Source organism: Agrobacterium sp. CG674 (assembly GCF_053521645.1).
On the sequence record NZ_JBNWDZ010000005.1, the window covers coordinates 107,061 to 125,315 of the forward strand.

Consider the following 18,255-nt stretch of genomic DNA (forward strand, 5'->3'; position numbering starts at 1 on the left):
CAATCCCGCAAATTAAGTGCGGCCGTCTGACGGGACAAATTCCAGACAATAAAAAACCCGGCGCGAGGGCCGGGTTCTTCAAACTTTATTGTAACCCTCTCAATCAGACAGCAAGCTTTGCCTTGTCGAAACGCTTGCGGTCGTTGGCGTCCAGGAACATCTTGCGCAGACGGATGGACTTTGGCGTCACTTCCATCAGCTCATCGTCCTGGATCCAGGAGAGCGCACGGTCGAGTGTCATGCGGATCGGCGGTGTCAGCTTCACGGCTTCATCCTTGCCGGCGGCGCGGATGTTGGTGAGCTGCTTGCCCTTGAGAACGTTGACTTCAAGGTCGTTGTCACGGGTGTGAATGCCGATGATCATGCCAGCGTAAACCTTTTCGCCGGGCTCGATCATCATCGGGCCGCGATCTTCCAGGTTGAACATGGCGTATGCAACAGCTTCACCGGAACCGTTCGACAGCAGAACGCCCTGAACGCGACCAGCGATGGCGCCCTTGAACGGCTGGTAGGAGTGGAACAGGCGGTTCATGATGGCCGTGCCGCGTGTGTCCGTGAGCAGTTCAGACTGGTAACCGATGAGGCCACGTGTTGGTGCCAGGAACTTCAGGCGAACGCGGTTGCCGCCGGATGGGCGAAGCTCGGTCATCTCTGCCTTGCGCTCGGACATCTTCTGAACAACGATACCGGAATGTTCTTCATCAACGTCGACGACGACTTCTTCGATCGGCTCGATGGTCTGGCCGTTCTCGTCCTTCTGCATCACAACGCGAGGACGCGAAACGGCAAGTTCGAAGCCTTCGCGACGCATGGTTTCGATCAGAACTGCAAGCTGCAATTCGCCACGACCGGACACGAAGAACGAATCCTTGCCTTCGGCTTCTTCGATCTTCAGCGCAACGTTGCCTTCGGCTTCCTTGTACAGACGATCGCGGATAACGCGCGATGTAACCTTGTCGCCTTCGGTGCCAGCCAGAGGGCTGTCGTTAACGATGAAGGACATGGTCACCGTTGGCGGATCGATTGGCTGTGCTGTCATCGCTTCAGTGACCGAAGGGTCGCAGAAGGTGTCAGCAACAGTGCCCTTGGAAAGGCCAGCGATAGCGACGATGTCGCCTGCATGGGCTTCTTCAATGGCTGTGCGCTCGATGCCGCGGAATGCGAGGATCTTGGAAATACGACCGGTTTCGATGGTCTTGCCATCCTGGCCCAGAACCTTGACGGCCTGGTTCGGCTTGATCGAGCCGGAAGCGATACGTCCGGTGATGATGCGGCCGAGGAACGGGTTGGCTTCAAGGATCGTACCGATCAGGCGGAATGGACCTTCTTCAACCGTTGGCTCAGGAACGTGCTTGAGAACGAGATCGAGCAGCGGTGCCAGACCTTCATCCTTAGGACCTTCCGGATTAACGTTCATCCAGCCATCGCGGCCAGAACCGTACAGGATCGGGAAGTCGAGCTGCTCGTCTGTGGCATCAAGGTTCGCGAAAAGGTCGAACACTTCGTTGATGACTTCTTCATGACGGCCATCGGGACGGTCGATCTTGTTGATGGCGACGATTGGGCGAAGACCAACCTTGAGCGCCTTGGACACGACGAACTTCGTCTGTGGCATTGGGCCTTCAGACGAGTCGACGAGAACGATAGCGCCGTCCACCATCGATAGAATACGTTCGACTTCACCACCGAAGTCGGCGTGGCCGGGGGTGTCGACGATGTTGATGCGAACGCCCTTCCACTCCACAGACGTCGCCTTGGCGAGAATGGTAATGCCGCGTTCTTTTTCGAGGTCATTGCTGTCCATGACGCGCTCTGCAACGCGCTGGTTTTCGCGGAACGAACCGGACTGCTTCAGAAGCTCGTCAACGAGCGTCGTTTTGCCATGGTCAACGTGCGCGATAATCGCGATGTTGCGAATTGCCATTGTTCAATATCTCTGAGGTTGGGGCGTCAAATCTTGAAATGCGCCAATTTAGTCTGGCGGGCCTATAACCTTTTTTTTGCAAAAATGAAAGGGGGGCTGCCACATAAGCCCCTTGCAGAAACGCCATAGCAGAGAATTATGACAGTTTTCATGTGTCAGGCCCCGACTTTCAGCCGACTCAGGCCGTAACCAGTCCCCGCTTTTTCAGCATGGCATCGGGGCTTGGCATCTTGCCGCGAAATAGCTTGTAGGTTTCTTCCGCGTCCACCGAGCCGCCAACGGAATAAATATTGTCCTTCAGCTTGCGCGCCATGCCCGCGTCGAACGGATTGCCGGTTTCCTCGAAGGCTGCAAAGGCATCCGCATCCAGAACTTCCGACCACATGTAGGAATAGTAGCCGGCTGAATAGCCATCGCCTGAAAACACGTGCTGGAAATGCGGCGTGGCGTGGCGCATGACGATGGATTTCGGCATGTTAAGCGACGCCAGAACCTCTGCCTGCACAGCCATCGGGTCTGTCACCGTCCCACGGGTGTGGAAAGCCATATCGACCAGCGCCGAGGAGGTAAATTCGATTGTGTTGAAACCGGCATTGAAGGTTTGGGCTGAAAGCACCTTGTCCAGCAAAGCCTTCGGCATCGGTTCGCCCGTTTCGTAATGCAGCGCATAGGTTTCAAGGATCTCAGGCACGGTCAGCCAGTGTTCATAGAGCTGCGACGGCAGTTCGACGAAATCGCGCGAGACGCCTGTTCCAGACACGGAAGGGTAGGTGACGTTGGAGAGCATGCCGTGCAGCCCATGGCCAAATTCATGGAACAGGGTGCGGGCATCATCCAGCGACAGCAGCGCGGGCTTGCCCTGCGATGGTTTCGCGAAATTGCAGACATTGTAGATGATCGGCAATTCGCCGGTCGCGCCGTTTTTCAGGGGCAGTTTGTGCTGCGACTGGAAGGAACTCATCCAGGCACCGGAGCGCTTCGATGACCGGGCAAAGAAGTCCCCTAAGAACATAGCGACGAGATCGCCTTTTTCGTTGCGAATTTCGAAGGTGCGGACATCCGGGTGATAGGCGGTAACGTCCTTCAGCTCGACAGCGCGAATGCCGAAGAGGCGGTGCGCTACATCGAAACAGGCCTCGAGAATTTTTTCCAGTTGCAGGTAGGGCTTCAGTTCGGCTTCCGAAAAGTTGAATTTTTGAGCCCGGAGTTTTTCGGCGTAATGACGCCAGTCCCACGGCATCACCTCATGGTTCTTGCCTTCCTCGCGGATGACGGCAGCCAGCTCTGCTTCTTCCTCTCCAGCGCGTGCCACGGCTTTTTCCCAGACCTGCATCAACAGGCTGTTCACCGCATCGGGTGTTTTCGCCATGGTGTTATCCAGCTTGTAGGCCGCGAAATTGGCGTAGCCCAGAAGCGTCGCCTTTTCATTGCGCAGGGCAAGGGTGCGTTTTACCGTTTCGCGATTGTCGGTTTCACCGTCATTTTCGCCGCGTGCGACCCAAGCCTTGAAGGCCTGTTCGCGCAGGTCACGGCGCTCGGAAAAGGTGAGGAAGGGTTCGATGATGGAGCGCGACAGGGTCACCGCAAACTTGCCGTCTTCGCCATGTTCGCGGGCCGCACTTTCCATGGAATCACGCAGGAAGCCGGGAAGGCCCGCAAGCTCTTCTTCCGAGGAGAGAAACAGCTTCCAGCCTTTCTCATCAGCCAGAACGTTCTGGCCGAATTTTGCGCCGAGGCCAGCCAGTTCTTCATTGATGGCGGCAAGCCGTTCCTGCTCAGGCCTCTCAAGCTTGGCACCGGAGCGGACGAAACCCTTCCAGTGGCGTTCCAGCACGCGCAGTTCTTCGCCTGTCAGCCCCAGCGTATCGCGTTTTTCCCAGAGCGCATCGACGCGGGCAAAGAGCGCCGCATTCATGCTGATCTTGGAATAATGCCGCGACATTTTCGGCGCGATTTCCCGCTCCAGTGCCTGGATATCAGGGTTGGTGTGGGCACCCGCCTTGTTCCAGAACAAGGCCGAGACACGCGACAATGCGTCGCCTGCTGTTTCCAGTGCAATGATGGTGTTGGCAAAGCTTGGCTCATCCCCATTGCCAGCAAGCTCATCGATTTCAGCATCATGGGAGGCCAGTGCTGCATCAAACGCACCGGCAAAATCCTCATCCTTCACAGCTTCGAACCGGGGCAGTCCGTTTGGTCCGTTCCATTCGGTCAGGGCGGGATAGTGCGCGGCTGTGGAAGTCATCGGTTCGTCCTCATGCAGATGCTGTTTGTGTGCATATGGGCATGGCTGCGGCAGCGTTTCAATATGCCTGATGAGGATCAGCAGGCATGAGCGCGAAACTATTTTCATGCCGCCTTGCCAGCGGGTGGCGAAGTTTTTTATAAGGGAGGCTTATGAAACAGGCGCGCCATGAACACCTCCCTCGAAAAAGAAACGCTGGCATTTCTGCTCAATAGCAGTGCGCGTTTTCTGAACACCGCTTTTGAGAAATTGATCAGCAATGCTGGCCTTGGCCTGACACCGGGTGAGGCGAGGGCGCTTTTGACGGTTTCAGCCATCGAAGGCAGCAAGCAGGCCGATATTGCCAGCCGCATCGGTCTCGAACCCATGACGGTCTGCACCTATCTCGACAGGCTGGAATCGCTCGGGCTGGTGGAGCGTCGCCCCAACCCCGCGGACCGGCGGTCCAAGTGTATCTATTTGACTGAGAGTTCGGCGGACATGCTGGTCGCGGTTCGCCATGAGGTCGATAGCGTCATCGGCCAGGCCACGGAAGGGTTCAGTAAGAGCGATCTGTCCAAGTTTCACGCATTGCTGGCGCTCTTGCAGAAGAACCTGCAGGCTGCGGTGAGCGACAAAAGCAATCGGGAACCTGAATGAGCGCCCCCACAACGCCCATGACCGTGCGGCGCACTGCGATGCTGGGTGCCATGCTGACCTCGATCGGGCCGGTGTCCATGGCGATCTATACCCCTGCCATGCCGGAGCTTGTCAGAGCCTTTGCCACGACGGAATCTGCCATCAAGATGAGCCTGACGCTCTATTTCGGCGGTTTTGCCATAGCTCAGCTCGTTGCCGGTGCCATGTCGGATGCGTTTGGGCGGCGCAAGGCGACGATCCTGTTTTTGCTGATCTATCTTGCGGGCGGAGCCCTTGCTGCCTTTGCACCCAATGTCGAGATGCTGCTGGCTGCCCGTCTCATTCAGGGCATCGGCGCGTCTGTCGGCGTCACCGTTGCCCGCGCCGTGGTGCGAGACCAGTTCAGCGGACATCAGGCCACCGGCATTCTCAACCTCATCGGCATCATGCTGGCCGTGGGGCCTGCGGCGGGGCCAACCATTGGCGGCCTGTCTCTTTTGGCTTTCGGCTGGCAATCGGTATTTGCTCTGATGCTGGCCTTTGGCGTGATCTCGCTCACGGCGGTCATCTGGTTCCTCCGCGAAACCACGGTGCCGGACCGCAGCCGCCTGCGCCCGTCCCGCCTGCTCAGCGCCTATGGCGAGCTTATGGCATCGCCGCGCTTCCTGCTGTCGGCCTTGGTGCTGGGCGGCACTGTGGGCGCGCTCTATGCCCAGGCGACTATGCTGCCCTTCGTGCTGATCAACGATGTCGGATTATCGCCGACGGCCTTTGGCGTGGGAATGCTGATGCAGTCCGGCGCTTACTTTCTGGGTTCGATCGCCCTGCGGTTCATGTCGCGCAGAATGGGCGATCGGCGCTGTGCGGTGGCGGGTCTTTGCCTGTCCGCGACGGGTGGCGTGTTGATCTTTCTATCGGTGCAGCTCATCCAGCCTTCGTTCATTTCCATCATGGGGCCTGTCGCCGTGGCGACATTTGGGCTTGCGCTGCTCACGCCTCACGTCATCACCATGGGCATGGCGCCTTTTCCGCATATTGCCGGGTCTGCCTCGGCCATGATGGGATTTATTCAGATGAGTGCCGGTTTTGCAGCGGGTGTTGCTGCTGCGCTGCTTGGCTCGCCGCTGACGAGTTTCGGTATCATCATTCCGTTGATGGAGTTGAGCGCAGTCGCCAGCTATGTGGGTTTTGCCTTGCTGTCGCGCAGGCAGGCATGAAAAAGCCCCGGCGGTGACCGGGGCTTTTAAAATCAATTCGCCTAAATCTTACTTGCCGAGATTGCGCTTGGCGAGCGTGCGCAGGCGAAGGGCGTTGAGCTTGATGAAGCCTGCTGCATCCTTCTGGTCGTAAGCGCCCTGGTCGTCTTCGAACGTGACCAGCTTATCGGAATAGAGCGACTTGTCGCTCTCACGACCCGTGACCATGACGTTGCCCTTGTAGAGTTTCAGCGTCACTTCACCGTCGACATGTTCCTGGCTCTTGTCGATCAGGGCCTGCAACATTTCGCGTTCTGGCGAGAACCAGAAGCCGTAATAGATCAGCTCCGCATAACGCGGCATGATCTCATCCTTGAGGTGAGCGGCGCCGCGATCGAGCGTGATGGATTCGATGGCGCGGTGGGCCGTCAGCAGAATGGTGCCGCCGGGTGTTTCGTAAACGCCGCGGGACTTCATACCGACATAGCGGTTTTCGACCAGATCGAGACGACCGATGCCGTTGTCACGGCCGTAATCGTTGAGGGCGGCCAGAAGCGTTGCAGGCGACATTTCAACGCCGTTGATGGAAACGGCATCACCCTTGCGGAAGCCGACCTTAATGATGGTGGCCTTGTCGGGTGCAGCTTCTGGCGAAATGGTGCGCATGTGCACGTATTCGGGTGCTTCGACAGCCGGATCTTCCAGAACCTTGCCCTCGGAAGACGAGTGCAGAAGGTTGGCATCGACGGAGAACGGAGCCTCGCCCTTCTTGTCCTTGGCAACCGGGATCTGGTGCTGTTCGGCAAAGTTCAAAAGGTCGGTACGGCTCTTGAACGTCCAGTCACGCCATGGGGCGATGATCTTGATGTCAGGATTCAGTGCATAGGCGGACAGTTCGAAACGAACCTGGTCGTTGCCCTTGCCGGTCGCGCCATGGGCGATGGCGTCAGCGCCGGTCTTCTTGGCGATATCGATCAGGTGCTTGGAAATCAGCGGGCGGGCAATCGAGGTGCCGAGCAGGTAGACGCCTTCATAAACGGCATTGGCGCGGAACATCGGGAACACGAAATCGCGCACGAATTCTTCGCGCACGTCTTCCACGAAGATTTCCTTGATGCCCATCATCTCGGCTTTTTTGCGTGCCGGTGCCAGTTCTTCGCCCTGGCCGAGGTCAGCGGTGAAAGTGACCACCTCTGCGCCAAGTTCGGTCTGGAGCCATTTGAGAATGATTGAGGTGTCAAGTCCGCCGGAATAGGCGAGAACGACTTTCTTTACGTCTTTTGGAAGGGCCATCAATGAAATCCATTTGCGTACCGGCGACACAGGATATCGCCATTTTCCTTGGGATTTCGGCACTTTTAGCGAGTTTATCGGCGCGTGCAACAAAAATGCAAAAGGCGGCGTGGATGGAACAGTTTCATCTTCATGTGACTTACGGGCCCGGCACGTCTAGACTGCACATCGCGTCAACAGAACGCATGGTTCCATGGGACGTCGCTGCCGAATGTTTGAAACGGCAGCGAAAAGGAGAAACCAATGACGATCCTTCATAACGCATTTCACAAAAACAATGTTGCCGTCGTAACCGGTGCCGCCTCCGGCATCGGCCTTGCTGCGGCCCAAAAATTTGCCCGTTTCGGCATGAGCGTCGTGCTTGTCGATCTCGACGGAGAAAAGCTGGCGGCTGCACAAAGCGAAACCGCGCTCCTTGCGGAACATGGCAATGAGCAGATTGTCTCCATTCCAACCGATGTTTCGAAACTCCATGAGCTGGAAGCATTGGAGCGTGCTGTCATCCAGCGTTTCGGGCGCGTGCACGTGCTGATGAACAATGCGGGCATTCAGCCCGGCAGCGCGATCTTTGGGCCGCAGGCAAGCTGGGAGAATGTGCTGGGCGTCAATCTGATGGGCGTCGTCAACGGAAGCCGGGTGTTTGGCCCTGCCATGCTGGCCCATGGCGAGGCGGGCCTCATCATCAATACGGGCTCGAAGCAGGGCATCACCACACCGCCGGGCGATCCCGCCTATAATGTCTCAAAGGCGGGTGTGAAGGCCTTTACCGAGGCTTTGCAGCACGAATTGCGAAACTCACCGGATGGAAATCTATCGGCGCATCTTCTGATACCCGGTTTTGTGTTTACCGGCCTGACCGCCAATGGCCGCACCGAAAAGCCATCGGGCGCATGGACGCCGGAACAGACGGTCGATTTCATGATCGATGCCATCGGCAATGGCGATTTCTACATTCTGTGCCCCGATGGTGAGGTGAACCGCAATACCGATGAGAAACGCATTCTCTGGGCGGCGGGTGACATCGTTGAAAACCGGCCGCCTTTGTCGCGCTGGCATGAGGCCCATGGCGACGCCTTCAAGTCGTTTCTGAACAGCTGATCCGCTTGCCGCGCTCCCGAGCGCGGCATTCTTGTCCGTGGCTGTTGGCAGGCCGGGGAAACGGCGATATGCATTTGCATCAGACCCTTCAAGAGCATGGTGACGCCCGTGGAATTTCTACCCAGCCTGCCAACCCTCATCGCCTTCACCCTCGCCATTCTGTTGCTGGCGGTCACGCCCGGGCCGGATATGACGCTGTGGATCAGCCGCTCTTTGCGTGAGGGACGCGCCGCCGGTTTCATGACGCTGGTGGGGACAAATCTCGGCATTACAGTGCATACGATGCTGGTTGCCTTTGGCGTCGCCGCACTCATCGTTGCGTCGCCAACGGCTTTTCTTGTTCTGAAAACAGGCGGTGCTGCCTATCTTGTCTGGCTTGCCATTCAGGCTATCCGAAAAGGCTCCAATTTTGTAATGGAGCGCCCGAAAGAGCAGGTTGCGAAGGCGTCCAAGAGCGCTGCTCTTTTCAATGGTTTGTGGGTCAATCTGCTGAACCCGAAGATCATCATTTTCTTCATGACCTTCCTGCCGCAATTTGTCAGCGCATCCGACCCGCATGTTACGGGCAAGCTGATCTTCCTCGGCCTCTGGTCGATTATCGTGGCCCTGCCGATTGGTATCGGCATTGTTGTGGCGGCAGACAGTCTGTCTGGCTGGCTGCAAAGCAATCGCAAGGTGCTGCGTGGTCTGGATTACACGATCGCTGGCGTTTTCTCGGCCTTTGCCGTGAAGATTTTCTTCGCTCAGGCCAAATAGGGCGGGCACTGCAACGTCAGCGTTGCCGATCTTCACGTCATCCGTACACAGCAAAAAGGCCGCATCGTTTCCAATGCGGCCTTTCTCAATCTGTAACCAACCCTAAGGGGATAGGCTTATTCAGCTGCGCCTTCAGCAGGCTTTGCAGCTTCTTCAGCGGCCTTAGCTGCTGCGGCTTCTTCTGCTGCCTTGGCTTCAGCAGCTTCTGCTGCGGCCTTTTCAGCGGCCAGAGCCTGTGCAGCTGCAACCTTTTCAGCTTCGATGCGTGCCTTTTCTTCAGCAGCAGCCTGACGCTCAGCGTCGTTGAGCTTGCGAGCGCGAACGCCCGTGTCTTCAACGATACGAGCAGACTTGCCGCGACGGTCGCGCAGGTAGTAGAGCTTGGCGCGACGGACCTTACCGCGGCGAACGATTTCTACGCCTTCAACCAGCGGAGAGTAAACCGGGAATACGCGCTCGACGCCTTCGCCGTAGGAGATCTTGCGAACGGTGAAGCTCTCGTTGATGCCGCCGCCGGAACGGGCGATAACGACGCCTTCGTAAGCCTGTACACGTGTACGTGTACCTTCCGTTACGCGCACGTTGACGCGAACGGTGTCACCTGGAGAAAATTCTGGAAGCGTACGCTTTGCTTCAATCTTGGCAGCCTGTTCGGCTTCCAACTGTTCGATAATGTTGACCATATTAACCTCTGAGTTCTTCTGAAACAGCCAGAGCGCTCAACGATCATCCCTTGAAACCAAGTCTCGGGACCATGCCTTGCGGCAGGAGCGAATTCACCATTCTTTGCTTGCGGTTAAAGGAGTAAACCCCAGTACCACGCGGGCCATTACAGCAAGACGGTGCATTTGTCATCCCTTTTACACAATTATTTTCTCAACGGCGGCGCGATTGCGACGAATCTGTTCAGCGGATATGCAGGGAAAAGCTTCGAGGAGGGGCCGTTATGTCAGTCTTCATTATCACGCTGCTATTTGCCAGTGGGTTTCTATCCGGAGCGGTCAACGCCATCGCGGGCGGCGGCACATTTTTGACCTTCGGAGCCATGACGATTGCGGGCATTGCGCCGATTTCCGCGAATGCGACCTCATCCATCGTCCAGTTTCCCGGCTATGTGACGTCGGTCATAGCCTATTGGCCGGAAATTCGCACGCATTGGAAAAGCGCCGTCTTTCTGGCCCTGCTCTCTATTGCCGGGTCGATTGCTGGCGCGGTGGCGCTTCTGTCCCTAGATAATCCGGAATTTCGCCAGCTCGTGCCCTGGCTCCTTCTGGCTGCCACGCTTTTGTTTGCGGCGGGGCCATGGCTGCGGCCACGCACGGAGCGTGAACGCTCTGCAGGCAATCCGCTAAGTCTTGCGGGACAGTTTTTCACCTCGATCTATGGCGGATTTTTCGGCGCTGGCATGGGCATCATGATGCTGGCGGTGCTGGGCCTGACGGTAGGCGGGGCCTACCACCATCTCAACGCGCTCAAAAACCTGCTGGCGGTCGTCATTGCCGCCGTTGCCATCGTTGTTTTCGTCAGTGGTGGCGTGGTGACATGGCCTGCGGCGCTTATCATGATCCCGGCATCAGCGCTCGGCGGCTATAGCGGCGTCTATATTGCGCGCCGCGTACCGCAATGGATCATCCGCATGCTGGTCATCGCGGTTGGGCTGGTCTTGTCGATCTATTATTTTGTTCAGACCTGAGGCGGCTTTGCCAGAAGATCGGGGCGACGTTCTTTCGTCAGCGCCAGCGCCTGCTCATGGCGCCATTTTTCGATGGCCTTGTGGTTGCCGGAGGTGAGAATGGCGGGAATATCACGCTCTTCCCACACTTGCGGGCGCGTATAATGCGGATGCTCCAGCAATCCGCCCTCGAAGCTCTCGTGCACGCCGGACAGGTCGTTGCCCATAACACCGGGCAGAATGCGCACCACGGCATCCAGCAGCGTCAGTGCCGCCGGTTCGCCGCCTGAGAGAATATAGTCGCCTATGCAGACCTCTTCGAGCTCACGGGCATCGATGACCCGCTGGTCCACGCCTTCGAAACGGCCGCAAATGATAATGACGCCATCGCCAGCGGCGATTTCGCGTACCCGCTCTTGCGTCAAGGGTTTGCCGCGCGGGCTCATCAACAGGCGAGGGCGGTGGTCATCAGTCGAAACAGAATCGATTGCGGCTGCGAGCACGTCCGGTTTCAGCACCATGCCAGCGCCACCCCCCGCCGGGGTGTCATCGACGCTGCGGTGCTTGTCAGTAGTGAAGTCGCGGATCTGCACCGGCTCCATCTGCCATTGCCCACGCTCCAGCGCCTTGCCCGCCAGCGAATGGCCAAGATGTCCCGGAAACATGTCCGGGTAGAGCGTCAGCACCGTTGCCTTGAAGGTCATGGATTTATTTCTTGCCGAAAATTGGATGGTCGGGGTCGTCCTTGCCATCTTCGGGATTGTCGATCAGACCTGCGGCGAGGGGATCGATCAGGATCTTTCCGCCTTCAAGGTCGATCTCCAGAACGGCGGCCTCGGTAAAGGGGATGAGCGTGGGACGGCGGCCAGCGCCTTTGAGCTCCAGCAGATCGCCCGCACCGAAATCATGGACGGCGGCTATGGAGCCGTAGCTCTTGCCTTCGGCGTCGACGGCTTCCAGCCCTTCCAGATCGGTATAATAGAATTCGTCTTCATCCAGATCGTCGTCTGGAAGATTGTCACGCTCGATAAACAGTTCCAGCCCATTGAGGCTTTCGGCTGCATTGCGGTCGTTGATGCCGCGAAAGCGCACGATGACAACCGTCTTGGCTTGTCGAATCTCGAGGATTTCGAACACACGTCCATCGTTAGCGATCAAATTGCCGTAGTCACCGAGTGCGGTGGGGTCATCGGTAAACGAATTGACGCGCACTTCGCCGCGCAGCCCCTGCGCCGCGCCGATCTTGGCCATGAGAATAGGATTTTCCAGCTTTGCCATCGGTGGTCCGTTTCGGTGTTCGTCTTAGAGCGTTTGTTTTTACGCAATTCCGGACGCAAAACCGGTTCCCACTTTTGCTGGAATTGCTTTGAAATCTACTACGGCATGTTGCCGCCAAAATAAACAGCAACGGGTGGCGCGGAAAACCACACCACCCGTTGCTGTCTTAAAAACCGGACTTATTCAGCAGCAGAAGCTTCTGCAGCTGCAGCAGCGGCGTCATCAGCCTTCTGCTTCTTCTCGGCCATGCGCTCAACAGCCTTCTTGCCTGGCTTTGCCTTTTCAGGGTTGCTGCGTGTGTCGCGGGTCGCGATGCCAGCTTCTGCGAGGAAGCGCAGAACGCGGTCTGTTGGCTGCGCGCCCTTGGCAATCCATTCCTTGACGAGGTCAGCATCGATCTGGATGCGATCAGCGTTGTCCTTGGCAAGCATTGGGTTCCAGGAACCTACCTTTTCCAGAAAGCGGCCGTCGCGTGGCGAACGGGCGTCAGCAACAACGATCTGGTAGTACGGGCGCTTCTTGGAACCACCGCGTGCGAGACGAATTTTCAGTGCCATGTTATTTCTCCTTAAGAATGGCTAGTCCGCCGATCAGGCGGTCTTTTCGATGCCGTTGTGTTCAGCGGCAATGGCTTCATGGTGCCGGATAACTTCCTTGATGATGAAGTTCAGGAACTTCTCGGCGAAATCCGGGTCCAGATCTGCATCCTTTGCCAGGCGGCGCAGGCGTTCGATCTGGTATTCTTCGCGCGCCGGGTCTGCCGGCGGCAATTCGTAGGTCGCTTTCAAAACGCCAACCGCCTTGGTGCGTTGGAACCGTTCTGCCAGCATATGCACCAGAGCTGCATCGATGTTGTCGATGGACTGGCGGTATTGCGAAAGTTGAGCTTTTACGTCTGCGTCGATCATCGCTGCTCTCACTTCTTCTTGCCGAAACCGGGAAGACCCGGAAGACCGCCGAGGCCCGGCAGCTTCGGTCCACCGAGACCCGGAAGACCAGGCATTCCGCCCATGCCACCAAGACCCGGTGGCATGCCACCCGGCTTGCCGAGACCTGCGGCCTCTGCCTGTTTCTGAAGCGCTTCAAGCTGCTTGGGGTCCATATTGGCCAGATCAGGCATGCCGCCCATTCCGCCGCCAAGACCCATCTTGCCCGCAAGGCCGCCCATCATCTGTTTCATGATGCCGCCCTTGCCCTTGCCGCCCATGGCTTTCATCATGTCGGCCATGCCGCGATGCATCTTGAGCAGCTTGTTGATTTCAGCAGCGTCGGTGCCAGAACCGGCAGCAATGCGCTTCTTGCGGCTGTGCTTGAGCAAATCAGGGTTGGCGCGCTCGGCCTTGGTCATGGAGGAGATGATGGCGATCTGGCGGTCGAACATCTTGTCGTTGAGACCCGACGCCGCCATCTTGTCCTTCATGCCGGCCATGCCGGGCATCAGACCCATGATGCCGCCCATGCCGCCCATTTTCTTCATCTGGCCAAGCTGGTCTGCCAGATCGTTCAGATCGAACTTGCCGGACTGCATTTTCTTGGCCATCGCTGCGGCTTTTTCCGCATCGATGTTTTCAGCAGCCTTTTCCACAAGCGAGACGATGTCGCCCATGCCGAGAATACGGTCGGCAATACGGCGTGGATGAAACTCCTCCAGCTCGCCCATGCGCTCGCCGGTACCGATCAGCTTGATCGGCTTGCCGGTGACGGCCCGCATCGAAAGGGCAGCACCGCCGCGACCATCGCCATCCATACGGGTCAGAACAAGGCCGGTAATACCAACGCGCTCATCGAAGTTACGCGCCAGATTGACGGCGTCCTGACCGGTCAGGCTATCGGCCACCAGCAGGATTTCGTGCGGATTGGCCTTCTTCTTGATGTCGGCCATTTCCATCATCAACGGTTCGTCGATGTGGGTACGACCGGCAGTATCGAGGATTACGACATCATGGCCGCCGAGCTTGGCAGCCTGTACGGCGCGCGAAGCAATATCGGTCGGCGATTGGCCGGCAATGATCGGCAGCGTATCGACGCCGGTCTGTACGCCCAGCTGGCGCAACTGTTCCTGAGCTGCCGGACGACGCGTGTCGAGAGATGCCATCAGCACCTTCTTCTTGTCACGGTCTGTCAGGCGCTTTGCGATTTTGCCTGTGGTGGTTGTCTTACCTGAGCCTTGAAGACCCACCATCATGATGACGACGGGGGCGGCTGCATGGAGATCGATCGCCACGCCTTCGGAGCCCAGCATTTCGACAAGCTCGTCATGGACGATCTTGACGACCATCTGGCCGGGCTTGATGGCTTTGAGAACCGAGGCACCGACGGCCTTTTCGCGCACCTTGTCGGTGAACGAACGCACGACTTCCAGCGCGACGTCCGCTTCCAGAAGCGCACGGCGAACCTCGCGCAGGGCAGCCGTTACATCGGCTTCCGAAAGCGCGCCACGGCCGGTCAGTCCATTCAGAATGGAGCCAAGGCGGTCCTGGAGGTTTTCAAACATTGCGTCATCCTTCTTCGTTCCGGGGTAACCGAAACGTCGGTGCTTTTGCTGTCAAAAACAAGATGCATAGCCAAAAAGCACCCGAGGGCGCATCGCGCTGTCGGATGTTTGCCTCCGGGATCTTCTATACCTTGCGGGTCCCGGTCGGCGGCTGCGGTCATGAAACTGCCAGCTGATTGGCGCGGGTTAACAGGAAAAGGCTTCCAGAGTCAAGGCTGCCAAGGATTTTTGGCGCAACCGTGGGCGTCTTGCCATCTCAAATTACCGTAACCGGGCATCTGCCAGCTTGAAGAGGCCTTGGGCTGCACATATAGATTTAGCATGAACAGACGCAAATTCTTCAAACTCTCGGTTCTCGGTGCCCTTCTGGCAGGTGGTGGCCTTTATGCGCGCCAGTCCAGCGCAAGCGCCTATTATAAAGGCCCTCTTTCGGATCATTTCGATGGCGCACGGTTTTTCAATCCCGGTGGGGAGACGCCGAATGGATTTGTCGATCTGATGAAATGGCGCTTCGACGGGCAAAAGGCGACGTGGCCAGAGGCCTATCCGAGCCCGTTTCCCTTCGTGAAGCCCGATGAGCGCGTGAATGGCAAAGACATGCGTGTCACCTTCATCGGACACGCATCCTTTCTGATCCAGACAGCGGGGCTGAATATTCTGATCGATCCGGTCTGGTCGGAGCGTACCAGTCCTTTCAGCTTTGTTGGCCCCAAGCGCGTCAATCCGCCCGGTGTGCAATTTGGAGATCTGCCGCCCATCGATCTCGTGCTGATCACGCATAATCATTATGATCACCTGGATCTGGAAACGCTTCAGCAACTTCACATTCACCACAAACCCCACTTCATCACGCCGCTCGGCAATGACATTGTCATCCGCACACGGGTGGAGGCAGCGAAGATTTCGACGGGCGATTGGGGCGATGTGCTTGCCGTTGCGCCCGATGTGAAAATCCATTTCGAGCCGTGCCATCACTGGTCGGCGCGTGGGTTGAATGATCGGCGCATGGCGCTGTGGGCAGCTTTCGTTCTGGAAACGCCGGGTGGCAAGATCTACCATATTGGCGATACCGGTTTTCACCGGGGCCTGAACTATCATGCGGCCGCCAAGAAACATGGGGGCTTCCGTCTGGCTAACCTGCCTTTCGGTGCCTATGAGCCGCGCTGGTTCATGAAGGGCCAGCACCAGAACCCCACAGAAGCCGTTGAGGGCATGAAGATCTGCGGTGCTGCCTATGCCTGCGGCCACCATTGGGGCACGGTTCAACTGACCGATGAAGCCATCGATGCGCCGCTGATTGCGTTGAAGGCGGCACTCAGCCAACACAACGTGCCTGAAGGCCGCTTCCGCCCCATGCGCCCCAGCGAAGTCTTCGACGTACCGGCTGCCTGATGGCGCGGCGTGAGGCGACCTGACACTGGTAATGCGTGAGCATTTCCGCCATATAGAGAAAAACGGGGGCTATCGCCCCGCGCATATCTCAAACAGGTCAGGAACATGTCGAACAGGGTCGAATTTGCAAAAATGAATGGGCTTGGTAACAAGATCCTCGTCATTGATATGCGCGGCCGCAAGGACATGGTCACGCCGCAGGCCGCGATTGCGCTGAATGGCGATGCCGATACGGCGTTCGATCAGATCATGGCGATCCACGATCCGCGCTTGAACGGCACCGATGCTTATATCGATATTCTCAACTGCGATGGCACCAAGGCGCAGGCCTGCGGCAACGGCACGCGCTGCGTCGTGCAGGCACTGGCGTCTGAGACGGGCAAGAAAAGCTTCACCTTCCAGACTGTTGCGGGAATTTTGAACGCTTCCGAACATGATGATGGCATGATCTCGGTCGATATGGGCTTGCCACGCTTTGGCTGGAACGAGATTCCGCTGTCTGAAGAATTCCACGATACCAGCCGCATCGAACTGCAGATCGGGCCGATCGATAATCCCATGCTGCATTCGCCCGCTGTCATGTCCATGGGCAACCCCCATGCAATCTTCTGGGTGGACCGCGATCCCATGGAGTTTGATCTGGAACGCTTCGGTCCGCTTCTGGAAAACCACCCCATGTTCCCGGAAAAGGCCAATATTACGCTGGCGCAGGTCATCTCGGACACGGCTTTGCGCACGCGCACATTCGAGCGTGGCGCGGGTCTGACCCTGGCCTGCGGCTCTGCCGCCTGTGCCGCTGCCGTGTCTGCTGCCCGCACGGGCCGCACCGGCCGCCTTGTCGAGATCGATGTTGCCTCAAGCCCGGTTCGTATTCCCTTGAAAATCGAGTGGCGGGCCGACAATCACGTCATCATGACTGGCCCTGCCGAATGGGAATGGGCGGGACAGGTCGATCCCGTGACTGGTACCTGGCAGCGTGAGGCCGCGCAGGAAGCGGCCATTTCATGAGTGGTGTCGAGGTCATAACCTTCGGCTGTCGCCTCAATACCTATGAGTCCGAGGTGATGCGGGCTGAGGCGGAAAAGGCGGGGCTGAACAATGCCGTGCTGGTCAATACCTGCGCCGTGACGGGCGAAGCGGTGCGTCAGGCGCGCTCAGCCATCCGTCGTGCGCGCCGGGAAAATCCCCATGCGCGCATCATCGTGACGGGTTGTGCGGCGCAGACGGAAAAGCAGACCTTTGCCGATATGCCGGAAGTGGACGCAGTTCTCGGCAACGAGGAGAAGCTGAAAAGCGCGTCCTATCGCGCTTTGCCAGATTTCGGCGTTTCGGCGGAAGAAAAGCTGCGCGTCAACGATATCATGAGCATCAAGGCCACTGCGCCGCAGATGATCAAACATATTGACGGGCATGTGCGCGCCTTCATTCAGGTTCAGAACGGCTGCGACCACCGCTGCACCTTCTGCATCATTCCCTATGGTCGCGGCAATTCCCGCTCCGTGCCGATGGGTGCCGTGGTGGAGCAGGCCCGCAAGCTGACCGAAAACGGCTATTGCGAAATCGTGCTGACCGGCGTGGATGCCACCAGTTACGGCGCCGATCTGCCGGGAGAACCAACACTCGGTTATCTGGCAAAGACGCTACTGAAACAGGTGCCGGAGATTTTGCGTCTGCGGCTTTCCTCCATCGACAGCATCGAGGCTGACAGGCATTTGCTGGATCTGATTGCCGATGAACCACGCTTCATGCCGCATCTGCATCTTTCGCTTCAGCACGGCGATGACATGATCCTGAAACGCATGAAGCGCCGCCATATGCGCGCCGATGCCATTCGTTTCTGTGAGGATGTCAGGGCGCTGCGGCCTGAGATCGCGTTTGGTGCCGACATGATCGCGGGTTTTCCGACCGAAACCGAAGAGATGTTTGAAAACGCGGCCACCCTTGCGGAAGAATGCGGCATTTCCAATCTGCATGTTTTTCCCTACAGCCCGCGCCCCGGCACGCCTGCCGCACGCATGCCGCAACTGGACCGTGGCCTGATCAAGCAGCGGGCGGCAAGGCTTCGCGAACGCGGCGAGCATTTGCGCCAGGCGCATCTGGAGCGCATGGTGGGAACGCAGCAAACCATTCTTGTTGAAAACAACGGCTTTGCCCATACGGACAATTTCACGCTCGTTGCCGCACCCGGACTTGAGCCCCGCACACTTGCGCAGGTGCTGATTACCGGTCACAACGGAAAACACCTGGATATGCAATGTCTGGCCGCACAGGCCGCCTGACGTAAAGATA

Annotated in this window: 18 protein-coding genes; 9 read left to right on the forward strand and 9 right to left on the reverse strand. The window is 57.8% G+C overall.

Annotation, left to right across the window (positions count from 1 at the left end; translation table 11 throughout):
- Positions 1–103: 103 nt before the first annotated feature.
- Positions 104–1,924, reverse strand: coding sequence for a translational GTPase TypA (gene typA, locus ACQZ51_RS15390; protein WP_042615621.1), 1,821 nt, complete (start codon positions 1,922–1,924; stop codon positions 104–106).
- A gap of 178 nt (positions 1,925–2,102) precedes the next feature.
- Positions 2,103–4,169 (reverse strand): M3 family metallopeptidase, encoded by a 2,067-nt coding sequence (locus tag ACQZ51_RS15395; RefSeq protein WP_448778491.1) that lies wholly within the window; start codon positions 4,167–4,169, stop codon positions 2,103–2,105.
- Positions 4,170–4,337: 168 nt separating this feature from the next.
- Between ACQZ51_RS15395 and ACQZ51_RS15400 the strand changes: the two genes are divergently transcribed.
- Together ACQZ51_RS15400 and ACQZ51_RS15405 are read left to right on the forward strand one after the other, a co-directional pair.
- Entirely contained in the window at positions 4,338–4,808 is a 471-nt protein-coding gene (locus tag ACQZ51_RS15400) for a MarR family winged helix-turn-helix transcriptional regulator (RefSeq protein ID WP_448778492.1), read from the forward strand.
- A gap of 17 nt (positions 4,809–4,825) precedes the next feature.
- Complete coding sequence (locus ACQZ51_RS15405; protein WP_448778777.1) at positions 4,826–6,004, forward strand: multidrug effflux MFS transporter; 1,179 nt, start codon at positions 4,826–4,828, stop codon at positions 6,002–6,004.
- A 48-nt stretch (positions 6,005–6,052) separates the two neighbouring features.
- Here the strand turns inward: ACQZ51_RS15405 and ACQZ51_RS15410 are convergent, their stop codons facing one another.
- Positions 6,053–7,276, reverse strand: coding sequence for an argininosuccinate synthase (locus ACQZ51_RS15410; RefSeq protein WP_448778494.1), 1,224 nt, complete (start codon positions 7,274–7,276; stop codon positions 6,053–6,055).
- Positions 7,277–7,278: 2 nt separating this feature from the next.
- Between ACQZ51_RS15410 and ACQZ51_RS15415 the strand changes: the two genes are divergently transcribed.
- From ACQZ51_RS15415 to ACQZ51_RS15425, 3 genes are all read left to right on the forward strand, one after another.
- A complete protein-coding gene (locus ACQZ51_RS15415; RefSeq protein WP_448778496.1) occupies positions 7,279–7,536 on the forward strand; it encodes a hypothetical protein in 258 nt (85 codons plus the stop codon).
- A complete protein-coding gene (locus ACQZ51_RS15420) occupies positions 7,520–8,374 on the forward strand; it encodes an SDR family NAD(P)-dependent oxidoreductase (RefSeq protein ID WP_448778498.1) in 855 nt (284 codons plus the stop codon). The genes ACQZ51_RS15415 and ACQZ51_RS15420 overlap by 17 nt, the downstream gene beginning before the upstream one ends.
- A 108-nt stretch (positions 8,375–8,482) precedes the next feature.
- Positions 8,483–9,130, forward strand: coding sequence for a LysE family translocator (locus ACQZ51_RS15425; protein WP_448778500.1), 648 nt, complete (start codon positions 8,483–8,485; stop codon positions 9,128–9,130).
- A 116-nt stretch (positions 9,131–9,246) separates the two neighbouring features.
- Here ACQZ51_RS15425 and rplS read toward each other — a convergent pair whose 3' ends face one another.
- Positions 9,247–9,813, reverse strand: coding sequence for a 50S ribosomal protein L19 (gene rplS / locus ACQZ51_RS15430; protein ID WP_192065205.1), 567 nt, complete (start codon positions 9,811–9,813; stop codon positions 9,247–9,249).
- Positions 9,814–10,076: 263 nt separating this feature from the next.
- Between rplS and ACQZ51_RS15435 the strand changes: the two genes are divergently transcribed.
- The gene (locus ACQZ51_RS15435; RefSeq protein WP_448778502.1) at positions 10,077–10,823 is read left to right on the forward strand and encodes a sulfite exporter TauE/SafE family protein; all 747 of its coding nucleotides are present in this window, start codon (positions 10,077–10,079) and stop codon (positions 10,821–10,823) included.
- Here the strand turns inward: ACQZ51_RS15435 and trmD are convergent.
- The 5 genes from trmD to ffh all read right to left on the reverse strand — a co-directional run bounded on the left by trmD (position 10,814) and on the right by ffh (position 14,574).
- Positions 10,814–11,506 carry a tRNA (guanosine(37)-N1)-methyltransferase TrmD gene (gene trmD, locus ACQZ51_RS15440; RefSeq protein ID WP_448778503.1) on the reverse strand — a complete coding sequence of 231 codons (693 nt, stop codon included), beginning with the start codon at positions 11,504–11,506 and terminating at the stop codon, positions 10,814–10,816. The two genes, ACQZ51_RS15435 and trmD, sit on opposite strands and share 10 nt — an antisense overlap.
- Positions 11,507–11,510: 4 nt before the next feature.
- Complete coding sequence (rimM, locus tag ACQZ51_RS15445; protein ID WP_192065211.1) at positions 11,511–12,080, reverse strand: ribosome maturation factor RimM; 570 nt, start codon at positions 12,078–12,080, stop codon at positions 11,511–11,513.
- 179 nt (positions 12,081–12,259) lie between these two features.
- On the reverse strand, positions 12,260–12,637 hold the full coding sequence (gene rpsP, locus ACQZ51_RS15450) for a 30S ribosomal protein S16 (protein WP_042615612.1): 378 nt from the start codon (positions 12,635–12,637) through the stop codon (positions 12,260–12,262).
- A 33-nt stretch (positions 12,638–12,670) separates the two neighbouring features.
- The gene (locus ACQZ51_RS15455; RefSeq protein WP_448778504.1) at positions 12,671–12,988 is read right to left on the reverse strand and encodes a chorismate mutase; all 318 of its coding nucleotides are present in this window, start codon (positions 12,986–12,988) and stop codon (positions 12,671–12,673) included.
- Between the two features lie 8 nt (positions 12,989–12,996).
- Complete coding sequence (ffh, locus tag ACQZ51_RS15460; protein WP_448778505.1) at positions 12,997–14,574, reverse strand: signal recognition particle protein; 1,578 nt, start codon at positions 14,572–14,574, stop codon at positions 12,997–12,999.
- A 321-nt stretch (positions 14,575–14,895) separates the two neighbouring features.
- Between ffh and ACQZ51_RS15465 the strand changes: the two genes are divergently transcribed.
- The 3 genes from ACQZ51_RS15465 (at position 14,896) to mtaB (ending at position 18,245) form a co-directional block, all read left to right on the forward strand.
- The gene (locus tag ACQZ51_RS15465; protein ID WP_448778507.1) at positions 14,896–15,966 is read left to right on the forward strand and encodes an MBL fold metallo-hydrolase; all 1,071 of its coding nucleotides are present in this window, start codon (positions 14,896–14,898) and stop codon (positions 15,964–15,966) included.
- Between the two features lie 105 nt (positions 15,967–16,071).
- Positions 16,072–16,974 (forward strand): diaminopimelate epimerase, encoded by a 903-nt coding sequence (dapF, locus tag ACQZ51_RS15470; protein WP_448778508.1) that lies wholly within the window; start codon positions 16,072–16,074, stop codon positions 16,972–16,974.
- On the forward strand, positions 16,971–18,245 hold the full coding sequence (gene mtaB / locus ACQZ51_RS15475; protein ID WP_448778510.1) for a tRNA (N(6)-L-threonylcarbamoyladenosine(37)-C(2))-methylthiotransferase MtaB: 1,275 nt from the start codon (positions 16,971–16,973) through the stop codon (positions 18,243–18,245). Before dapF ends, mtaB begins: the two co-directional genes overlap by 4 nt.
- The last annotated feature ends 10 nt before the right edge of the window (positions 18,246–18,255 follow it).